This is a genomic window from Salinimicrobium catena, from assembly GCF_900102915.1.
GTDB lineage: Bacteria > Bacteroidota > Bacteroidia > Flavobacteriales > Flavobacteriaceae > Salinimicrobium > Salinimicrobium catena.
Window position 1 is genome coordinate 342,480 of the sequence record NZ_FNGG01000001.1, and the last position, 20,089, is coordinate 362,568.

Here is a 20,089-nt window from a genome sequence, read left to right on the forward strand (position 1 = left end):
GCTCATTTTAGTATCCTGAGTTTTGGCTCCAGTTTCCTTGTGAAAATTCAATTTCTTCTAAAGGAATTGGGAATAATTCGTTCTTTCCAGTAGTAAAGCCCTCTATTTCCTGGGCAGCTCTACCTGTACGTACAAGGTCAAAGAAACGGTGCCCTTCTCCCATTAATTCAAGTCTTCTTTCAGTGTAGATAACGTCAAGCAGGGTAGCTCCGGCTGAATCAATAGGATCCAAACCTGCTCTTTCCCTTACCATATTCACATAAGTTCGAGCTCTGTCCTCATCTATATTTCCACGCACTAAAGCTTCTGCAGCCATCAGCAAGACATCTGCATACCTTATAGCGCGATAATTGTTAGGCTGAGTAAGATTAGTGTCTCCCAGGTTATCGTTTTTTCTAGGAAGATACTTTCGGTTGAAATACCCTGTATGCTTGTAACCTTCGGAGTAAGAAGCACCAGTCTCTGCAGCCCAGGCTTCTATATCTAATATGGTATAATACCTTCTAATATCATTATCTGTAAAGGCATCATAAGCTTCCTGAACTGGAACATTAAAACTATAGCCAGATTCGAATAAAGGTCCAGAGTAGTTCCTGATCCCCTGGAAACCTACAGCTACGTTTCCTTCGCTACACTGCAAACATCCAAATCCTGCTCCTTCTTCTCCTGTATACTGGATCTCGAAAACAGATTCTGCGCTGTTCTCACCTACATACTCAAACAGGTTCGCGTAGTCCTCATCTCCCTGAGTTCCATAAAGGTGATATTGTCCGCTGTTTATCAGGTCTGTCAATACTGAAGCTGACTCCTGGAACTGCTCCTGGTACAGGTAAGCCTTTCCAAGCAATGCCTGGGCAGCACCTTTGGTGGCTCGTCCAACCTGTGGTGCAGTGTAATCCAGATTATTAATCGCGAATTCAAGATCTGATTCTATTTGATCGTAAACTTCAGATACAGGAGAACGTGGAATAGTAGTCTCATCACCCAAAACAAATCTCTCATCACCTGACAAAGGTATCGGGCCAAACCATTTAACCAGTTCAAAAGTGAAGTAAGCTCTTAAAAAACGGGTTTCCGCGATGATCTGATCTTTTCCCGGGAAATCGGTCTTATCCTTGAACTCCAGAATGTAATTAGCGCGTTGCACTCCTGCAAAGTTCCAATCCCACACATCATCAAGATTGTCATTAACAGGAGTGTGTGTCATTTCATCTACCTGCTGAAAACCGATCACGTCTGTGGCACTTTCACCCCCGCTAAGAGTATTGTCTGAGGCGATCTCTCCAAGCAGAACGTTCACATAAGTTGATTGGAGCACATCATATACCCCGATAAGGGCATTATAATAATCCTGTTCAGAGTTGAAATAGTTCTCTGAGGAAATATTATACTCCTGGGTTTCATCTAAAAATTCCTCTGTACAACCCAAACTGAAAGTAAGAGTAAGAAGCACAAGAAGGGTTTTAGGTTTAAAATTATATCTCTTCATAAGGCAATATTTTAGAAATTAAGATTTAGGCCTACCTGATAGATTCGAGGCAGGGGATAAAAACCGTAGTCAATTCCGCCTCCAATAGCAGCCCCACCGGTTGCTGAAGGGTCAAATCCGCGGTATTCTGTGAAAGTATACAGGTTATTCACCGCAGTATAGATCCTAAGCCTGTCCATTTTAAGTTTCTCAAGGATGTTTCCGTTAAAGCTATAGCCTAACTGTACATTCTGGATCCTGGCATACGAAGCATCTTCTACATAATAATCAGAAAAAACCATATTGGAAGTAGCCCCGGTAGTGACTCGTGGAACAGTGGTGCTTGTTCCGGGCCCTCTCCATCTGTCAAGAATGTAAGAAGCCCTGTTCACATTAGGCTGATTCCTTTCATAGTTTCTCACCATATCATTTCCTATTGATGCGAAGGTGTAAGCGACAAGATCAAAGCCTTTGAAGTTCACATTTAGATTTAATCCCATGGTGGCATCAGGAATTGGATCTCCAATATTGGTTCTATCCTCAGGAGTGATCACTCCGTCACCATTGATATCCACATATCTAAGGTCACCCGGAGCAGCTTCTGCACCTAAGGCTAACTGACTTGGATGAGCAGCAACTTCAGCAGGGGTTTGGAATATTCCATTTGTTCTGTACCCGTAGAAATAACCTATTGGGAAGCCAGCTTCAAACCTTGCCGGTTGTGGTTGTCCTACTCCAAACTGGCCACCTGGAAGAAAATCTGTTCCTTCCACACTCACCACTTCATTGTTCAGGAACATGGCATTATAGGAGATGTTGAAATCTAGATCGTCATTCACCACCTGGTTGTACCGCACAGAGAATTCCACTCCTTCATTTCGGGTGGTCCCGGCATTAATTGTTGGAGATCCCGCTCCCGGGGCACCACCACCAAATATTCCTGAAACAGGAATTCCTGCAACAAGAAGGTCTTTACGGTCTTCCCGGAACAAATCGGCTGAAATATCAAGCTGATTATTGAACATTCTAAGGTCAACCCCAATATTTGTCTTTTCAGCTTCTTCCCAACCGGCATCCGGATTCGCGAGGTTACCCAAAGCTACCCCGTTAATTAACTGCCCGTCGAGCACATAAGTGGCTTCTCCATTCAACAATGCCCTGTAATAGTTAGTGGCACCTGTTTCATCATTACCTAAAGTTCCGAAGCTACCCCTGATCTTCAGGAAGTCGATCACTGCAGAGTCATTGAAGAAATCTTCTTCAGTTACTATCCATCCTGCAGTTACAGATGGAAAATAACCTACACGATTGTCTGGACTAAAGTTGCTGGAAGCATCCCTTCTTAACATTCCGGAAAGAAGATATTTTCCTTTATAATCATATTGTAACCTTCCGAAGAAAGAAAGCTTACGAGTGTCATATACATATGCACTGGTAGTGAGAGCGTCACTTGCCCCCCTTGCAAGACTAATGTCTGCAAATTCCCAGGAGTTATTCGGCACATCAAACCCTGTAGCAAAGAGCCCGTCTCCCCAGTTGCGAATAACGGTCATCCCTCCTGTTAGGGTAACATGGTGCGCTTCATCATACATGTCTTCGTAGGTACCAAAGAGGTCATAGGTGTAACTGTTATCATTGATCCTGTTCTGGTTTACCTGACTTCTGGTGTTATTGAAGACCTTACTTGGCCCAAAATTAGCTATAGGTAAAAAATCTTTGCCTTTACTATTAGTAAGACTGTACCCCAACCTGGAGGTAAAAGTCAATTCTTCAATGGGTGTAAATTCTAACGCAAAAGAACCATTGAACTTATTAAGATCATAGTCGTTGAAGGTGTTCTCAATCTGAGAAAGCGGGTTAATGATCTCATTACCCAGTATTCCTTCCTGATCCTCCTCGTCTATTCCAAAAGTAGGCGCGATATTAAGGGCGTTAAATAACACAGAACCCAGACCATTTTCATTGATGGATTTTCTATCAATATTTGTGTAGATGGTATTGGCGGTGAGATTCAGTTCATCTGTGATATCGATTCCAAGGCTGAATCTGGCAGTATTCCTGGTGAAATCTGACTTCTCTGCTCCTACTATACCTTCCTGGTATAAATGAGAGCCACCAATAGAATAGGTGATCTTTTCTGTACCTCCTGAAACGCTCAGGTAATGATTGTAGACGGGCGCAGTATCAAATACCTCATCCTGAAAATCTGTCCCGGTACCAAGACCGCTTACATCAGGAAAAGGAATTTCCTCACCGTTATTAGCATAACTCTCATTAAGAATAAGTGCATATTCTGTTGCATTCAATAATGGAACTTTTCTGCTTGTCTCCTGCAACCCTACATAAGAGTCAAACTTTACTACAGGAGCCGTATTCTTCTTACCAGATTTGGTAGTTATCAATACAACCCCGTTTGCTCCGGCAATACCATAAATAGCAGCCTGAGCATCTTTAAGAATAGAAATAGAAGCTACATCATTGGGGTTGATCGTTCCCAGATCTCCCTGGTATCCATCAATAAGAACCAAAGGCTGGTTCACGGTATTGGAAGCAATACCTCTAATATTAATACTGATACCCGCACCCGGTGCACCAGATGATGGCAGAACATTTACACCCGCAGCAGTTCCCTGCAGGGCATTTTCAAGTTTAATAGGATTAAGTTCCTCAATGACATCTTCAGAAACCAGGGAAACAGATCCTGTGATATCCTTTCGCTGTTGGGTACCATATCCAATCACTACAACCTCAGCCAGTGACTCGGAATCGGTTTGCAGTACTACGTTTAAAAAAGCATCATTAAGTACAGTAACTTCCTTTGGTTCAAAACCCACATAGGAAAACTGCAGGACGTCTCCGACAGAAAGATCATCAAGAGTGAAATTACCATCAAAATCGGTGACAGTCCCTCTGGTTTGATCCTTGACCAATACATTGACCCCGAGAAGTGGCATATTATCTTCATCTGTCACGTTTCCTTTAACAGAAAACGTTTGCGCATGTACAGATAAAAAACCACCCACAAGAGCAATTAGAATACATGTAAATTTCTTCATGTTTGTAATTGTTAAAATTCTTTGAACTAATTTATTTTAATTCAGCCCAACTCTTTTGAAAAACACCTTTACAAAAAACATACAAGATGAAAATATCTTTTTTTAGATGTTAAGAAGGGCTAAAAAAGCTTTAAATACAGGTTTTATCTAGGATTTCAGCAAAACTCTCAACCAAAGACAATCTGCTGATTACCAGGTTTTGTAGAGGTCATGTAGAGGAAAAAGCTAAAGCTGTAGAGGTCTTAAATGGCAAGAATATAATCTACCAGGTTCACTTCACGCGGAAGATCCATTTTTTTCCGCAAACGATATCGTTTAATTTCGACACTTTTTACAGAAATATTAAGAAGTGGTGCTATTTCCTTAGAAGATAAATTCAGTCTTAAATAGGCACACAATTTCAGGTCGTTCGAGGTAAGATCTGGATGTTTGGCTTTTATCTTTTTAAAGAAATCCTTGTCGGCATTTGAAAAGGCTTTCTTGAAGAATTTCCAATTATCCTCTCCATTAATATCCTGATCTATTTTCTTGATCACTGATCTTACCTCAGAAGATGATCCTGTCTCCTGTAATTTCTGTTTAATACTGGTAAGGAATTCATTTTTCTTTATTAGGCTCATAGTGGAAACAGCCAGCTCTTTGCTCTTACCAGCCATTTCTTTCTCTAACTGCTCATTTTGAAGTTCCATGATCTTCTTTTCAGCCTCGAGATTTCTCATCCTTAAATTCTTTTCATTCTCTCTTATCCTCTTCTCCTGCTCTCTTTTATAGCCTAGATGAACAAGGAACAGAAAACCGAAGAATAACAGTACATAAGTTGCGATAGCCAAATTCCCAAGATACCAAGGTCGGCTGATCTCAAAATCATAAGAGGCCCCCGAAAAAAGTTCATTGCCAATTTTTCCGCGTACTTCAAATGTGTAGTCTCCGAAAGGAAGGTTTTTAAAAGTGGCCGAAGGGTCAGGGCTCCAGTTACTCCAGCGGGAATTGAACCCTTTCAACCGGTAACTGTATACGGGCACCAGGAACTTTTTGTACTCTGTGAAGCCAAACTGGAACGTAAAATTATTCAGCTTATAATTAAAAGTACCGGCTTCTTTTCTGGAAATTGAGGTCTGATCTTCTTCAAGGCCGGAAACCAATACACGGTTTATTCTCAACTCATAATCTGCCAAAGGATCAGAAAGGCTTTGGTTGAATATTAAATAACCATCAACAAGCCCAAGAAGATAACGGCTTTCAGAAAGAGACGAAATATTCTCATACCCCTGCGGAATAGCTCTTAAAGCTTTGGGAATAAAAATTGAATTGAGATCATATCCTTTTTTGAGCTGTGCCAGCTTTACATTCAAAAGCTGTGAATCTCCAAAGGTCCATATTTCGTTCTCCAGGCTTACCACCCTCCCAGAAATGCGTTTATAGCCCTTCAGGATTTGAGCAAGCTCATTCTTTTCTGAAAAGGCATCATCTCCTTTTTGGTATTGAAAGATCTTGTTTCGAGAAGAAAAGTATAGCGTATCATTAAATTCAAAAATGCTGGAAGTAATTCCAATAGTGTTCTTAAAGGTATAATTCTTACTGGAGCTGATATTCCGAAGTGAATCCTCCAAAAGTATCCGGAACACCCCCTTGTGTTCGTTGCCTATCCATATCTCCCCGTTTTGTCGGGTCACTATATGTCGGGAAGAATGAGGAAAATCCTTGACCATAGGATATTCGACAAAGCCTTCTTCTTCTCTTTTAAGCAAACTGAACCCGTTATAATGCCCCTGTATAAAATGTTCTTTGCGTCCCCAATACTTTTTAACTGTCCAGGTTCCCAGGTGGTCAGAGATCTTTTTAGCTTCTTCTCCCTCTACCAAGAAGGTCCCGTTGTTGTGCCCCACGAAAATGTTTCCTTCCACCATTTGTATACTCCACACCTGCCCATTTGTACCGGGCATGAAGGTGAAATCATCATCTTCTAATTTTCTAAAATATAATCCCTGATTGGTACCCAGGTAAAGATGATCTTCTGTTTGCAAAGAGGTATATACCGTTCCTAACCTACCAATATTGTCCTGGAACAGCTTAAATGGGGAGTCCAGATTAATGACGCTTATCCCGTTATCCAGTCCGGTCCACACATTACCTTCCCGGTCTGGGAAAAGGCTAAGCACGGTATTGTTATTGAGTCCGTTCTCCTGCCTAAAATGAGAAACGATCTTTCCATCTCTTCCTGTGATATAGAGTCCGTTTTCCACACTACCCAGCACAAGCGACCCATCCTCAAGTTGCAAGGCAGAAAAAAGACTGATCCCCGCCAGTTTTTCGGAAAGCTCAAGATTATAGGTTTCAAGCTCACTCCCTTCCCAACGGTAGAACTTTCCTCTACGGGAAACCATTTCAAGCCCGTTATTGATTTGGCGCATCTCGATAATTTCTATACCATTTAGTTGGGATGCCGGTATAACTTTTTTCGCTTTTCCATTATCAATTTCAAAGAGTCCAACTTCAGGAATTGAAAAAAAGATTTTGTTGCCAGCCTTATACAGTCCTGTGACCGGTTCCTGAGCAGGCAGATCCAGTACTGAAAATTCCCCGCTTTTTGTATTAAACAGGTAAATGCCTTCAAAACTTTGCAACACTACATCTTCTCCAACACTTTCAATGTGCCAGAACTGTTCCCCGTCCTTTATGGGTTTCGGAAATAAATCGGTTAGACTGGTGTAGGCCAATTGGCCATCGGGTTGCTTGAGCCAGTATCCCACTTCCATGTAAGCCCCCGTAAAGATATGCTCTCCAACTACCTTTACCGAACGCACAATGGTACGATTGGGCATTGGGTAAAGACTCCACTCCGCCCCATTATATTCCATGAGCCCACTACTGTTGGCAACGTAAATGTTTTTGTCCTCCCCCTGCGAGATCATCCAGTTCTGGTTACCGGCACCATAATCAACAGGGTCAAAATTCACCACAGGAGGCAATTCCTGTGCAGTCGCTCCAAGCGAGATCATGAAAAGAAATGAAAGAAAGAAAGAAGAAATTGAGGTTTTTGGAGCGCCCATAAGATTTTCAGGTTCAGTACAAATATAACCGCAAAATCGCTTTATGAAAACTTTTAGGGAAAGCATTTCTCAACTGTTATAATGCGTTAAATATTTCTGCTATGCACGCAATTTTTTTGAAATTGAATCCTCCTGAAAACAGAACAAAAAATTACTATCGGTTCATATATGCTTTCTTCACAGGTAAATGAGAACTTGTTGCGTTCGCTCCTCATCTTATGTACAATTTTCTTTTATGTCTCTCCTACCTTAGCGCAGGACAGCATCTTTCAAAATAAAAAAATATCCCACAGTTTCTATATCACTGCTAATACAGGTGACAGCAAAGAAACCAAAGTGCTAGAGGCCATTACCAAAGCTGCAAAGAACGATAAAGCTTCCAGTGTGTTGCTACTGGGAAATGTCACCAGGGAAAATGGTTATCCAAACGAGCAGGGCGAAAGGGAGGCTGTAAAATCTTTTCTTCGGAAAGATCTTCTGCATCCACTAAGATCTTTCAGCGGAAAAATTTTTCTCACTCCCGGGGAAAACGAATGGAACAGGGATGCACCGCAAAGCATTGACGATCTCGAATCTTTTTTGCAGGATAACAGTAATTCTGAATTTTGGCCCGACGACGGCTGCCCCATTGAAAGGGAATCCATCAACGATCTCATCGAACTGGTTAGCGTTGATTCTCAATGGTTCCTGGAAGATTGGGACAAGTACCCAAAAATGAACTCTGACTGCGACTATAAAACCCGGGAAGAATTTTTTACCGAGTTCAAGGATGATCTAAAAGACAGCCATGGGAAGGTCATAATAGTCGCGGTGCATCACCCGGTGATGAGCAGCAGCCGCATCCCTTTTTTCAGCAGGATCACGGGTGCATCGCCGATTCATTTTGAAAGCAATCAGCAGAAAGAATTGAGGGGAAAACTTGAGACTTTGGCCAGCCTTTTTGAAGATGTCATTTTTGTTTCCGGGAACCATAGAAACCTTCAGTATCTCTACAACGGCCGCAATCCGCAGATCATCAGCGGGGCTGCAGCAGGTACCCAACCTGCAAGGACAAAGGGAGATGCGCTGTTCACTTCAGCAGAAAAAGGATATGCAAAATTCACCATTTTTGAAGATGGTTCTTCCGCAGTGCAGTTTTTTGAACTGAACAAGGAAGAACCGGTTTATGCGCATTCCATAGCAAGAGAAAGGCCTACCCTTGATGAGCTGGATATTGAATATGCAGATATGCCCGAAAAACAGGTTTCTTCCATCTACACTCCTGAAGAAACGAAAAAGACCCACCTGTATGAATGGCTTTGGGGCAGCCGCTACAGGAAAGTCTACAGCCAGCCCATAGAAGCCCCGGTCCTGGCCCTGGATTCTCTTAGGCCTATTTCTGAAGGAGGCGGCCAGCAGTCGAGGAGCCTTAGGCTTATCAACGATTCTCAAAATGAATACACCCTGAGGGCCATGAGAAAAGACCCTCTGCAATACCTGCAGGCCGACGTGGTCAAGACCAATTTTATAGAAGAGTTCCTTCAAAATACCATTGCACAGCGTTTTGTTGCAGATTTTTTCACCACAGCCCATCCATATGCACCATTCGCAGTGAACGATCTCTCCACAGCACTTGACATTCACCACGCAAACCCAAAGATCTATTATGTGCCCAAACAGAAGGGGCTGGATATCTATAACGAAGATTACGGCAATGCGCTTTTCATGCTGGAAGAACATGTAGGGGATGAAAACAAGGAATTCAAAACATTTGGGTCACCAGACAACATTATCAGCACTGCAGACCTGTTGCTGAAGTTGCGGGAAACCAAACAGGCATACGTAGACCAGGAAATGTACCTGCGGGCGCGTATTTTTGACATGCTCATCGGCGACTGGGATCGTCATAGTGATCAGTGGCGGTGGGCTGCTTATAATGAGAACGGGAAAACCCGTTATGAACCCATACCCCGAGACCGTGATCATGCTTTCTCCAAATACGACGGTGCCTTGCTGCCCATTATAAAGTCGGCAGTGCCATTGCTTCGGAAAATGCAGAGTTACGATGAAAGCCTTAAAAGTGCCAAATGGTTCAACTGGTCAGGATATCCTCTAGATCTGAGGTTCATAAAAGAAACCGAATGGGAAAAATGGCAGGAACAGGTCAAATACATCCAGGAAAATCTCACCGATGAGGTGATCGAAGAGGCTTTTGCCGGGCTTCCGAAGGAGGTGGTAGACAACAAAGATATCACCATGATCAAAGAGAACCTGAAAAAGCGCCGAGGAAATTTGGCCGAAATCGCACGTGATTATTTAGAATATCTGCAGGAATTTCAGACCATCACGGGAACCGATGAAGACGACCATTTCAGGATAACGCGGAAAGAAAACGGAGTTACCGAAGTGGTCATTCAAAAAGAGGATAAAGAGATCTTCTCCAAAACATATTCTTCCGAAGAAACAGACGAAATATGGCTTTACGGCCTTGATGGCGATGATGAATTCGTTCTGGAAGGAGAGGCTGATGATCTTATTGAATTGAAGATCATTGGCGGGTATGAGGAGGATACTTATCATTTCAGGAATCCTCGAAAGGCCAAACTTTATGATTATAAAAGCAACGAAAGCATTATTACTAATCCGGCTTCAAGAAAGTGGCTGGTAGATTCTTACGACATCAACCAGTTTCATTACCTCAAGAGAAAATACTCCGAGAATAAGCTCATGCCGGTGCTAGATTACGTGACAGATGCCGGTTTCACTTTAGGCGTAAAAGACATTTACACTACTTATGGCCTGTCCACCAATCCCTTTACCACGCAATATATTTTTAGCGCCCAGTATTTTTTTGCCAGCCAGGGTTATGAACTCAATGCCTCGGCAGAATTTGCCAATGTTTTCTACAAATGGAACTTTAAGCTGGAAGGCCGGTATTCGAGTCCCAATTATTTCATCAACTACTTTGGTACCGGCAACGATACCCAATATGATCGTGATGAGGTAGAAAGAAGGTATAACCGGGTAAAGCTCGAACAAAGTTCTTTCAAGCCATCCCTGGTTTGGCGCAGTGATGCGGAAGCTTTTTTCTCTATTGGCCCCACACTTGAAACCGTGCAGGTTAGATATCGAGAAAACACCTTTTTAGCTGATGTTTTTTCTCCGGAAAATCCTGTTTTTGACCACCAGTTATATGCCGGGGGTGAAGCGGAATACTTTTACGAGAACAAGAACAATCCGTCTTATCCCAGTCTGGGAAGCCGACTAGACGTGATAGCCGGATACAAGCAGAACATTGATGAGAACAACAACGAATTTGGGTACCTGAAGCCGTCATTTTCTATAGACTATCCCTTGATCCCAAGCGGTTTCGCGGTTATCGCCACAAAAGTGGGAGGTACGGCCATAATGGGTGACAACTATGAATTTTACCATGCGGCCACCCTGGGTGGGAACAGGAGTTTGCGAGGTTACAGGAACCATCGTTTTAATGGAAAATATTCCTTTTACCACAGCACCGACCTGCGCACTGCACTTGGCTTAATAAGAACCGATTTTATTCCCCTGATCGTGGGAGTAAGTGCGGGCTTTGATTACGGCCGGGTCTGGACCGAAGATGACGCCACCCACAAATGGCATAACAACTACGGTGGATCTGTATGGATCAACGGCTTTTATGCACTCACTGCGAACTTAGGTTACTATCATGGAGGTGACGGCAACCGACTCACCTTTACCGTCAACTTTAAATATTAAAAAAGAAACCGGCTGTAAAATAGCCGGCTTCTGCCACCATCCTCTATCAAAATAAAAAACAGAGATCAAACATTATTAATAGAGTCCGTTGCCTCTTATATGAATAGCATTTGGGTTCCTTCCTGGTCAGCCTGGTTATAGAAATCACCAATGGTCAATATTCCATCAAGGTCATCAATTAGATCCTTTTCTTTAAGATGGAACATGTCTACAGCCAGTTTACATGCCCAGAGCTTTACCCCTGATGCAGAAAGTATCTCAAGGAATTCGTCCACCGGAGGCATGTCCAGTTTTTCCATTTCTTTTTTCATCATTTTGGTCGCCAGGGCTTCCATTCCCGGGAGGCCTCCTACCATGGTAGGAATGTGCATGGCCGGGTTACCCACAGTGGCCACATGTAAGCCATTCATTTTTTTCTTTTGTATGGCTTCAAGTCCAAAGAACGTAAAGAATATTTCAGCTTCAATGCCTTCCATCCTGGCACCGTTTGCCATTATAAAAGCTGCATATACATTCTCTATGGTCGCCTTTGATAAGATGAAGAGCATCTTTTTTACTTTAGTCTTGCTCATTTTAGTAGGTTTAAATTATATACAACTTTTAGGTTTAGGCACTCCCGCGATCTTGGTAGATATTTTTAGAGGTCCGCCGGGGAAAAGTGCATAGAATTCTTTGATGTCCAGCACCCCGCTTTTTTTAATACCTCTAATAGATAAAGCCTTATCTGCTTTCACCTGGTCCTGAAGCCACTCGATCACTTCCCAGTGACGAGGGGTCATTGTGATCCCTTCGGCCTGTGCTATTTGTTCACCGACTTCCCTGTTCCATTCAGAAAAATCTAATAAGTATCCTTCTTCGTTTACTCTTACGTTTGTTCCTGCTAAAGTTTCCATGATTTTAAATTTTAAAGTTATTGATCTATAGTTTTTTACCTTTTGTACTCATATTTCGGCTCACCAGAGGAATTGGGATCCCTTTCAGCAGCATGTTCCAGTAGATCCATCTAAAGGCGAGCTTGCCCCAGTGATTGAACACGCTCTCTTTGAGCAACTTTAAGGGTCCTATTCCGGGTACAGGGAAAGTTCCTTCCACCGGTTCCTGTTTATAGTTGAAGTCAATAAGAAGCGCTTTGTTCTTTCCGGTTTCAATAAAACAGTTGGCGTGGCCGTCAAATTCGGGTTTAAGTGGTTTTCCTTCTATGTAAAGAAGAATATTATCTGTTAATGTTTCAGCTTCAAAATGCGCTACCGAACCGGCTTTTGAGGCCGGCACATTGGTAGCGTCACCTATCACGAAAACATTCTCATATTCTTTTGATTGAAGCGTATTATGGTCGGTGGGCACAAAGTTCAGGTCATCACCCATTCCGGAGCGGGCTATCACCTCATCTCCCATGTTAGTTGGAATGGTGACCAGCAGGTCATATTCCACTTCTCTTCCGCCGTAATCAATGATCTTGTTATTATCATTATCCACGCTTTCTATCGCAAAATCTATCTCCAGGTTAATGTTCTTCTCTTTCATGAGATAACCAAGGGCCGCGGAACTCTTTTCTTTGGTAAATGCTCCGGAAAGCGGAGTGACATAAGTCAGGTCAACTTTGTCGCGCATCCCCTTCTTCTGAAAATAAGAATCGGCTAAAAAGGCGAATTCCAGAGGCGCTACGGGACATTTTATAGGCATCTCGGTTAAATGAACTACCATTTTTCCGCCTTCCCAGGTTCTTAGTTTATTCCGAAGGGCCAGTGCACCTTCATAAGTATAGAAGTCAAAAACATTTTTATGCCAATTCTTACCCTTCATTCCTTCCACCTCTTCCGGGGCTATTTTTGAACCTGTCGCAATGATCAAAAGATCATAATGAAGCGTCTCATCTTCCAGCTGCACTTTACTGTCTTCCGGAAAGATCTGCTCAATCTTTTTCTGAACATAGTTCACTCCCTTGGGGATGAATTTTTTCCCCGGTTTTTTCACCTGATCCTCAGTATAAATATCAAAAGGAAGGAATAAGAAACCGGGCTGATAGTAGTGCGTTTTGTACTGGTCCACAATAGTTATGTTCCAATCAGATCGTTTTAATTTGGGCCTTAGATGGTTGGCCATCATGGTACCTGCGGTACCGGCGCCAAGAATCACTAAATTTTTCATGATGATCTCTGTTTTTAATTCTGATATAAAGGTACTGCTCAGGCCTCCCGGTAATTGTAACTTTTGTTACGTTAACCCTTTTTTATTAGCAAAAACTGACTAAAATCAGTTTTTTGAGCAGATATCATTAAATTCCTAGCTCTCGAGATAAATTATATCCATCGTTCACTTTTAATATTAAAAAGGACCGGCATCAGTTTCCGCAGAAAATTTTCCATAAAAAAACCCGGATCTAACGATCCGGGTTGTTCATTTTTAAATCTATTTAATTTACTGCGCAGCTCTGTAATCAAATTCCTGGCCGCCCACAGAAATACCTACCATGGCTCCGGCTTTAGGCATGATCGCCACACCAACTCCGTTCTCAAAGGTAATGGCCTCGCCTTTACCTTTGTCCCAAATCACTGCTGAAGCACTTCCGCCAAATTCAAAATTTCCTTCTTTGAATTTATCAAGTGCTTCCTGAGTTTGAAATACGATCAGTTCCCTAAAAGCTTTACCTCCAAACTGGAAACCGATATCTATCTGCCTTAGTTCAGCATACCCAACTAGTTGATCATTTTCATATACAATTCCGTTACCTGCTCCGCCACCAAGGATCCATGCTCCTTTTCCCACGTTCGGAAAAATAGCATAACCTGCGGCATTTGAAAGAGTTCCTTCCAATTCAGCATTGGCTTTCATGAATGCTGCCTTGGCATCTTTAGCATCCATTTGGAGCTGTTTTTTCTTATCCTGGTCAACTATTTGCTCCTTTTCTTTGTCCTTGTTTTTATCCTTCTTATCATAATCCTGAGCCATTACTGCTCCGGAAGAAAGGAATAACATTAGTGCAAATAAGGCAGTTAACTTGTTAAGATTCTTTTTCATGACTAGTTCATTTTTTGGTTATGAATTTAAAATAGTCATAATACACAGAAAAACATGTTAATCAATGGTTATTTCACTCAATATTAAGGTTTTACAGCATCCACCTTAAAGAATTTAAAAAGAAAAACCGGGAAAAATTTCCCGGTTCTTTAAGACTAAGTACCATTTAAATTACCACCAACCCCTTAAATTATAGGTCATTGTTTGAGGCTGATTTGAGCCATAAGCAATACCAACTGCCCTGGCCGCTTCGATCTTTTGTTCCTGAAGATCCTGAGCTTTTAATACAAAATTCCATTCCCTGTCATCTATTTGCCTTACACGCTGACCTATTTGATTTGAAAATCTCTGGGCCTCCTTAAAACAATCTGAAGACGGCTCGATGGCTGATAAGTAGTGTACAGCATTGAGAGCTCCTTCATAGTCCTGACTGGCATTCCAGATGTTTCTGGCGTTTTGCAGGTTCACCTTGCAGTCCTTATCGATCTTTTGCTGATAAACTGGGCCTATTAAAGTTGTTGCCTTTTGGTAACATTCGCTGTTTATATTAGGAATTCCACTTAAAATAAACAAAGACCTATCAAAGTCATTTTGAGCTGCAGCTACTTCAGCTTCCTTCAGTATAAAATCACATTGTGTATTATAATAATTAAGGATCTGTTGCTTTGCTGAAGAAATTAATCTTGATACCTGGGGATTTTGATTACCTATTTGTTTTAGAGCATTGATATAAGCTTTGTTCTCATTAGCTCCTACTCCTTTCACAGATATTGTTGTGCTTCCGAATTTTGTTCCTTCAAATCCGTCTCCTACAAAAAGCTGTACATCCAGGTTAACAGCTACTCGCGGCGGTGCCCCGGCTACTATAGATTTACCGGTCACCTGAATATTAGGAGTGAGAATAAATCTGGTATTATAAGATGCATTTCCAAAGCCATTCATGGAAATGATTTGCCGAAGTTTACTTTGCAAATTGCTCTTTGCTCCGGCAGGTAAATATTCCACCTGGTCTGAAATATAGGGCGCAATACCTATCCGGTCATAATCACTTAAATTTCCATTCTTTTCCTGAGCCAATACGCTAAACGTGTTGATGAACAAGAAGGCTACTGAAATTATATGAATAATTTTTATCATCATGATCTAATTATTTACTTCCTAAAAATAAAGTGGCTTCCCCCAGTCCCCGGGTGGTAACCTTGTTCTCAATATTGAAAGGCGCATCTTCAAGATAATTGCTTAACCCTCTCATGAAACTGCGGGTATCCACAGCGCGTTGCCTTCCATTACGCTCGGTATATAAAGGAATTCTTACCTGCTCAAAGATCATCATGTTCTCTGTAGCATCTATGGTAGAAAATCTTCCCTGAACAGTATTGTCAGCTAACCAGTCTTCAATTAATAATCCCAGTTCATCTTCATTGGGTCCGTATTCCGACTCCAGATCATGCTCCCAGTCATCCCACCTCTTTATGCGGATGGTAACCTCTCTTCCATTTTCGAATAGATCATCAAAATGATCTTGCAAAGAAGAACTGAAATTATCAATGTGAGATAGAACTGCCTCTTCCAAAAGAACAGGAAGTTCAGTAGAGAACGAAGGTGCTCCCGTACCGGCAGCAGTTGCCACCTGCTTGTTAGAGTATGAGTCGAGGCCCTGCAGGTTAAACGTCACTGATTTCCTGGGACCTGTTTGATTCACGTTCCAGGTAAGCTGCATAATAATATCTGCTTTGGCAATAGATTTTAACTGGTCTACCGGACTCTCAGCCACTTCAGCCCCCGAAGATTTGGAACTTCGCATAGCGTCTTCCGCTGCATATGAGGAAAGTGATCTTACTACGGACTCCATATTTTTAAGGGGAAAATCCCGTTCGGCCATTAAACCGTTGATCTTACTTATAACCAAAAGCAACTCGGTATTTTCTTGGAAGGCCCTTTTATAATCGGGAATGCGGGTAGGAATTCCCTGATCATCGAACTCCAGCACATAACCGTTCTGGATACACCAGGCATCACTTGGTACCACCATTAAAGTAGGCTTTTTTGCCTGCGCAATAGCAGCATTGGTTATGAGGGTCAAAAATGTAATTAAAAGTAATTGTTTCTTCATCTTTTTAGGGGATTATATCGTCTGTTCTCAATTGTTGTTTCAAAGCAGGTATGTCGATCTCAACTATATAGCCATAAGCCTCCTTCATATTACTTCGGTTATTCCTAACCAGCTTTTTGTTGTTCCGGGTCTGTTTGATGAAATCTCTGTAATTTCCTTTTTCCGAAAAGAAATGATTAAAGTAGGCATCATACTTTTCGAGGGCATTGACTTCAGTGACCAAGGGTCTCATATTACAATCTGAATTTCCGTTGCGAATACCTTCAAACAGGACATCATGAAGAGCTTCCTGATAAGCTCTTATCTTGGCACTCTTGACATCCTCTCCCGTTCCCCAGGTTTTAACTATTTGCGATCCGTCGTAGTTTTTGCCCATACATTCGGTATCGTAGGAGTAGTATCCCGAAATTGGAGTTTTACAGCCGGTAAAAAACAGGCTTACAACTAGAATAGTAAAGAATAATTTTCTCATAATTAAAATCCTGATGACAGCCCTCTTACGATCCCGGCATCCTCAAGATCCCTCCGCAGTAAAGCTTTATTAACTGATACGATGACTCCTATTTTATATTCGCGTCTTCCAATCTTCATCCGGTCTCCCTGGGCTATTGCACCATTGGTGGTCAAATTCACGAACTTCTGATACTTCCCGCCTTCCATAAAGAAATTTTCAAAAAATGCTGCTTTTTCCTCCTCCAGGTTAGCATTCCTGGCAAGGGCAGGTTGAGAGACACATCCTCTGTCTCCCGCTGGCACTCCTTTAAAGATCACCCCGTGAACCGCGTTCTTTTTGGCTTGTTCGGCCGCCACATGTGGCCTTTTAGAGAAAGACCACACTTTAAGAAGGTAATTCCCTTCAGTTCCTGTTCCCACGCATTCTATTTCATATCTCCATTCATGAGTATCCTCATCTGCCTTTTTCTTAGCACGTCTTTGTGCAGTTGCAGTAGTACACACGAAACTGAAAAGCACAACTGTAAATAAGATCCTGATATTATTTTTCATAGGGTAATTAATTGATTTGTCGTATTAGCATTCCGGAATAGTATTTTCCTCGTTTTCCTTTAAAAACGGTATATTCCTCTTCTGAAGTAGAAGATTCTTCAGATTCCTCATCATAAAGAGTATTGTCCCAAATATGATTAGGGTCTACTTTAATTTTACCAACCCTTTTATAGTGAGTTCGGCCATTCTCATCTATCACCTGCTCAAGAACCTCGAATTTATCTCCCTTTTCCAGACCCTCTTTCAGCCCGATCTTGGCAGAAATTGGATCTCCGCTCAACAAAGGAGACTTGGTTCGGAATTCTTCAAATTTTCTCTGCAATTTTGATATTCCCTTGTTTGTAGCTCTTACAGTAGCTTTTTTGATCAAATCCTGATCTGACTTTTTGGTGAAAGCAGTAGATTGTAGATCGGCCCATGCTGATTGTGATCCTACCAGCCTTAATTTGAACAGGTCTGAAGTTTCAAAGGCTTCTTTTTTTGCCGGATCGTAATTCCTGTTATCCATCCAGAGATTGGAGTAAAATTCGTTGGCAATCTGATCATTCCAAACCAGGCGGTAGAGGTAAGAAGTAGTTTTGACCACATAACCTTTACCCATCACTGTAGCACCTACATTTGCCGCATCGGCAGCTAAAGCCACTCCATCATAACCGGCAATAGAAGCAACATCACTAACAAAGCTCAATACTCCTGAAGCTTTCTGTGCTACCTCCTCCTTATTCACATATTTATAGTCGTTCACAATGAGAAAAGTGTTTCCTATCAGCTCCTCACCTGCATCAGCTAAAAGGGCCTCTCCCCGCTTGCTGTCTTTGGCAATCAATACGTCAAGGTCTGAAGCATTATAGGAGCCCCGGCTTGCCACCAGGTCCATGGTAAATTCCCCTTTGTCGTTTCTACCAAACCATTTAGCTACCAGATCGCGGGCCACTCCGTTCTCATTTAGATATGCCGTGATAACATCAGACTGATCCTTCTCCCCGCCTTCTGCATCGATTAGGTATGGTCCAATATTATGATCATTGAACTTTTCTGATAGTTCAAAGTTTCCAAAGGCATCTCGTATAGCATCAAAATGCAATCTCTCTGTATCATTGATCATCATGGTATAAAGAGAACTACGGCGATACTTTAATCCAGCCTCGGTATTGTCTTCGGAATGTTTTACCTTTTCAATATCTCCTTCTTCCTCTATGACACTGCTACCGGGTACGGTGGTCGATGTAGTATAAGAGCTGCCTGTTTCATTGGATTTCAGGATCTGTTGGTAAGCAATTTCACGTTTGTTTGCGCCATATTCTACCGGAGCGTCAGATGTTGCAGTTGTAGAACTGGTAAAATCACCTGTTGAAGGTCCCGCAGTGGCATCTGCCAGATATTCTGAAGCTCCGGCACTAATATTTGTTGTACTTTGAACCAATTTTCCATAGGTCTGCTCTAGTTCGGCTTTTTTCGCTTCAGAAAATGCTAAGGAACTTTTCTTACTCACCAGCTTCTTAACTGCCATTTGCTTTTCCTGCTCCCCGGTCACGTCAGTAAGGAAGAAATGCGTTAGCTTCCCATCAGGTGATGCTTCCATTTTATATGCTCCTCCATTAAGATCAGCATGAAGGTAATGGGTTGATCCGGGTAAGGCTGCGATATTGACAGTAGAAGCAAAATTCACTTCTGAATATACGCCGGTAAAGGATAGGTCACCCGGAGGAGCTTTATAGGTAATGGTATTTTTACCTTTTATGCTCCCAATATATTGGTTGCCGTGAAAAATGGGAAGTTCAATATGTTCCGCTACTATGCCCACATGAGCAAAGTGAATGGTCACCATATCTTCGGGCGCAGTTATTGTTGCCGCCTTTTTAGCAGCTTTCTGAGCATTGGCAAGCTGAACCGTATGGTCTACCTCTTCCTGTTCCCTGGTTAAAATATGAGCCCAGCGATCTTCATACTTTTCCTCATACTCTCTTTTTTCGGTGGAGGAAACTACTTGAAAATCTCCTTTTTCCACTTTCTTTTTTGCTTTTTTCAGTAATTTTTGGTCGTTACTGGCATCAAAAAGAAAATCTGTGGGATCGAACATGTTTAGCTTTCCAACTACATAATAGGTTTTCCCCGGCTCCAGATCCATCGAAAAAGTTGTGGTCATGTGACCTGCGGGAAAAGCACCCACGATCTGTTGTTCCCCGGGATCCATTTCAGCCTTTATCGTATTATTTCCACGGATGGCACCCTGATAACCCGACTCAGTAAAAATGTGCAGGTTTATTGCCGACCCCTGAAAACCGGCTCTGGCGAAATAAACTATTGCTTTTTCCTCATTAGCCTGAGCAAAACCATACTGAAAGGGTACTAATAAAAGAAGTAAAAAAAGGTAGAATTGTTTCATATAAAGCGATTGGTTAGTTTACTGCAAAACGCGACAGGATCTTTTCTGTTCAAAATCAGCCGGTTAAAATTTCTCCTTGCAGAAAAAATTTTCGGACCAAGTTATCCTTCTTCAACAGGAGCTGTCAATACCTATAAAAGGGTATTTTTAGAAAACTTTAATATTTAATAGCTCAGTTGTTAATATGTTCTAAAAATTTATCGCAACAGATTACTCCGGTAAAAAGGAGCTTTAGGCAAAAAGAAAACAGGAAAATTA

General features: G+C 41.9%; 13 protein-coding genes. 1 reads left to right on the forward strand and 12 read right to left on the reverse strand.

Annotated elements, in window-relative coordinates:
- Nucleotides 1-7 precede the first annotated feature (7 nt).
- The 3 genes from BLS64_RS01550 to BLS64_RS01560 all read right to left on the reverse strand — a co-directional run bounded on the left by BLS64_RS01550 (nt 8) and on the right by BLS64_RS01560 (nt 7,574).
- Complete coding sequence (locus tag BLS64_RS01550) at nt 8-1,489, reverse strand: RagB/SusD family nutrient uptake outer membrane protein (RefSeq protein WP_093111049.1); 1,482 nt, start codon at nt 1,487-1,489, stop codon at nt 8-10.
- An 11-nt stretch (nt 1,490-1,500) separates the two neighbouring features.
- On the reverse strand, nt 1,501-4,524 hold the full coding sequence (locus BLS64_RS01555) for a SusC/RagA family TonB-linked outer membrane protein (RefSeq protein ID WP_093111051.1): 3,024 nt from the start codon (nt 4,522-4,524) through the stop codon (nt 1,501-1,503).
- Between the two features lie 242 nt (nt 4,525-4,766).
- On the reverse strand, nt 4,767-7,574 hold the full coding sequence (locus BLS64_RS01560; protein ID WP_245693352.1) for a triple tyrosine motif-containing protein: 2,808 nt from the start codon (nt 7,572-7,574) through the stop codon (nt 4,767-4,769).
- A 168-nt stretch (nt 7,575-7,742) separates the two neighbouring features.
- Here BLS64_RS01560 and BLS64_RS01565 point away from each other — a divergent pair, with 168 nt between their 5' ends.
- Nucleotides 7,743-11,309, forward strand: coding sequence for a BamA/TamA family outer membrane protein (locus BLS64_RS01565; protein WP_093111053.1), 3,567 nt, complete (start codon nt 7,743-7,745; stop codon nt 11,307-11,309).
- Nucleotides 11,310-11,404: 95 nt separating this feature from the next.
- On the opposite strand, the gene BLS64_RS01570 is transcribed toward BLS64_RS01565, so the two are convergent.
- The 9 genes from BLS64_RS01570 to BLS64_RS01610 form a co-directional block, all read right to left on the reverse strand.
- Entirely contained in the window at nt 11,405-11,881 is a 477-nt protein-coding gene (locus BLS64_RS01570) for a DsrE/DsrF/DrsH-like family protein (protein WP_093111055.1), read from the reverse strand.
- Nucleotides 11,882-11,896: 15 nt separating this feature from the next.
- Complete coding sequence (locus BLS64_RS01575; protein WP_093111057.1) at nt 11,897-12,202, reverse strand: TusE/DsrC/DsvC family sulfur relay protein; 306 nt, start codon at nt 12,200-12,202, stop codon at nt 11,897-11,899.
- Nucleotides 12,203-12,227: 25 nt separating this feature from the next.
- Nucleotides 12,228-13,457, reverse strand: coding sequence for a type III sulfide quinone reductase, selenoprotein subtype (gene sqr, locus BLS64_RS01580; protein ID WP_093111059.1), 1,230 nt, complete (start codon nt 13,455-13,457; stop codon nt 12,228-12,230).
- 270 nt (nt 13,458-13,727) lie between these two features.
- Nucleotides 13,728-14,327 (reverse strand): lipid-binding SYLF domain-containing protein, encoded by a 600-nt coding sequence (locus BLS64_RS01585; protein WP_245693353.1) that lies wholly within the window; start codon nt 14,325-14,327, stop codon nt 13,728-13,730.
- Between the two features lie 171 nt (nt 14,328-14,498).
- Nucleotides 14,499-15,467: a hypothetical protein gene (locus BLS64_RS01590; protein ID WP_093111061.1), complete on the reverse strand. Its 969-nt coding sequence runs from the start codon at nt 15,465-15,467 to the stop codon at nt 14,499-14,501.
- 7 nt (nt 15,468-15,474) lie between these two features.
- A complete protein-coding gene (locus tag BLS64_RS01595) occupies nt 15,475-16,440 on the reverse strand; it encodes a DUF6175 family protein (RefSeq protein ID WP_093111063.1) in 966 nt (321 codons plus the stop codon).
- Between the two features lie 4 nt (nt 16,441-16,444).
- Nucleotides 16,445-16,912: a hypothetical protein gene (locus tag BLS64_RS01600; protein ID WP_093111065.1), complete on the reverse strand. Its 468-nt coding sequence runs from the start codon at nt 16,910-16,912 to the stop codon at nt 16,445-16,447.
- A 2-nt stretch (nt 16,913-16,914) separates the two neighbouring features.
- Entirely contained in the window at nt 16,915-17,445 is a 531-nt protein-coding gene (locus tag BLS64_RS01605) for a hypothetical protein (RefSeq protein ID WP_093111067.1), read from the reverse strand.
- A gap of 7 nt (nt 17,446-17,452) precedes the next feature.
- Complete coding sequence (locus BLS64_RS01610) at nt 17,453-19,831, reverse strand: hypothetical protein (protein WP_093111069.1); 2,379 nt, start codon at nt 19,829-19,831, stop codon at nt 17,453-17,455.
- Between the last annotated feature and the right edge of the window lie 258 nt (nt 19,832-20,089).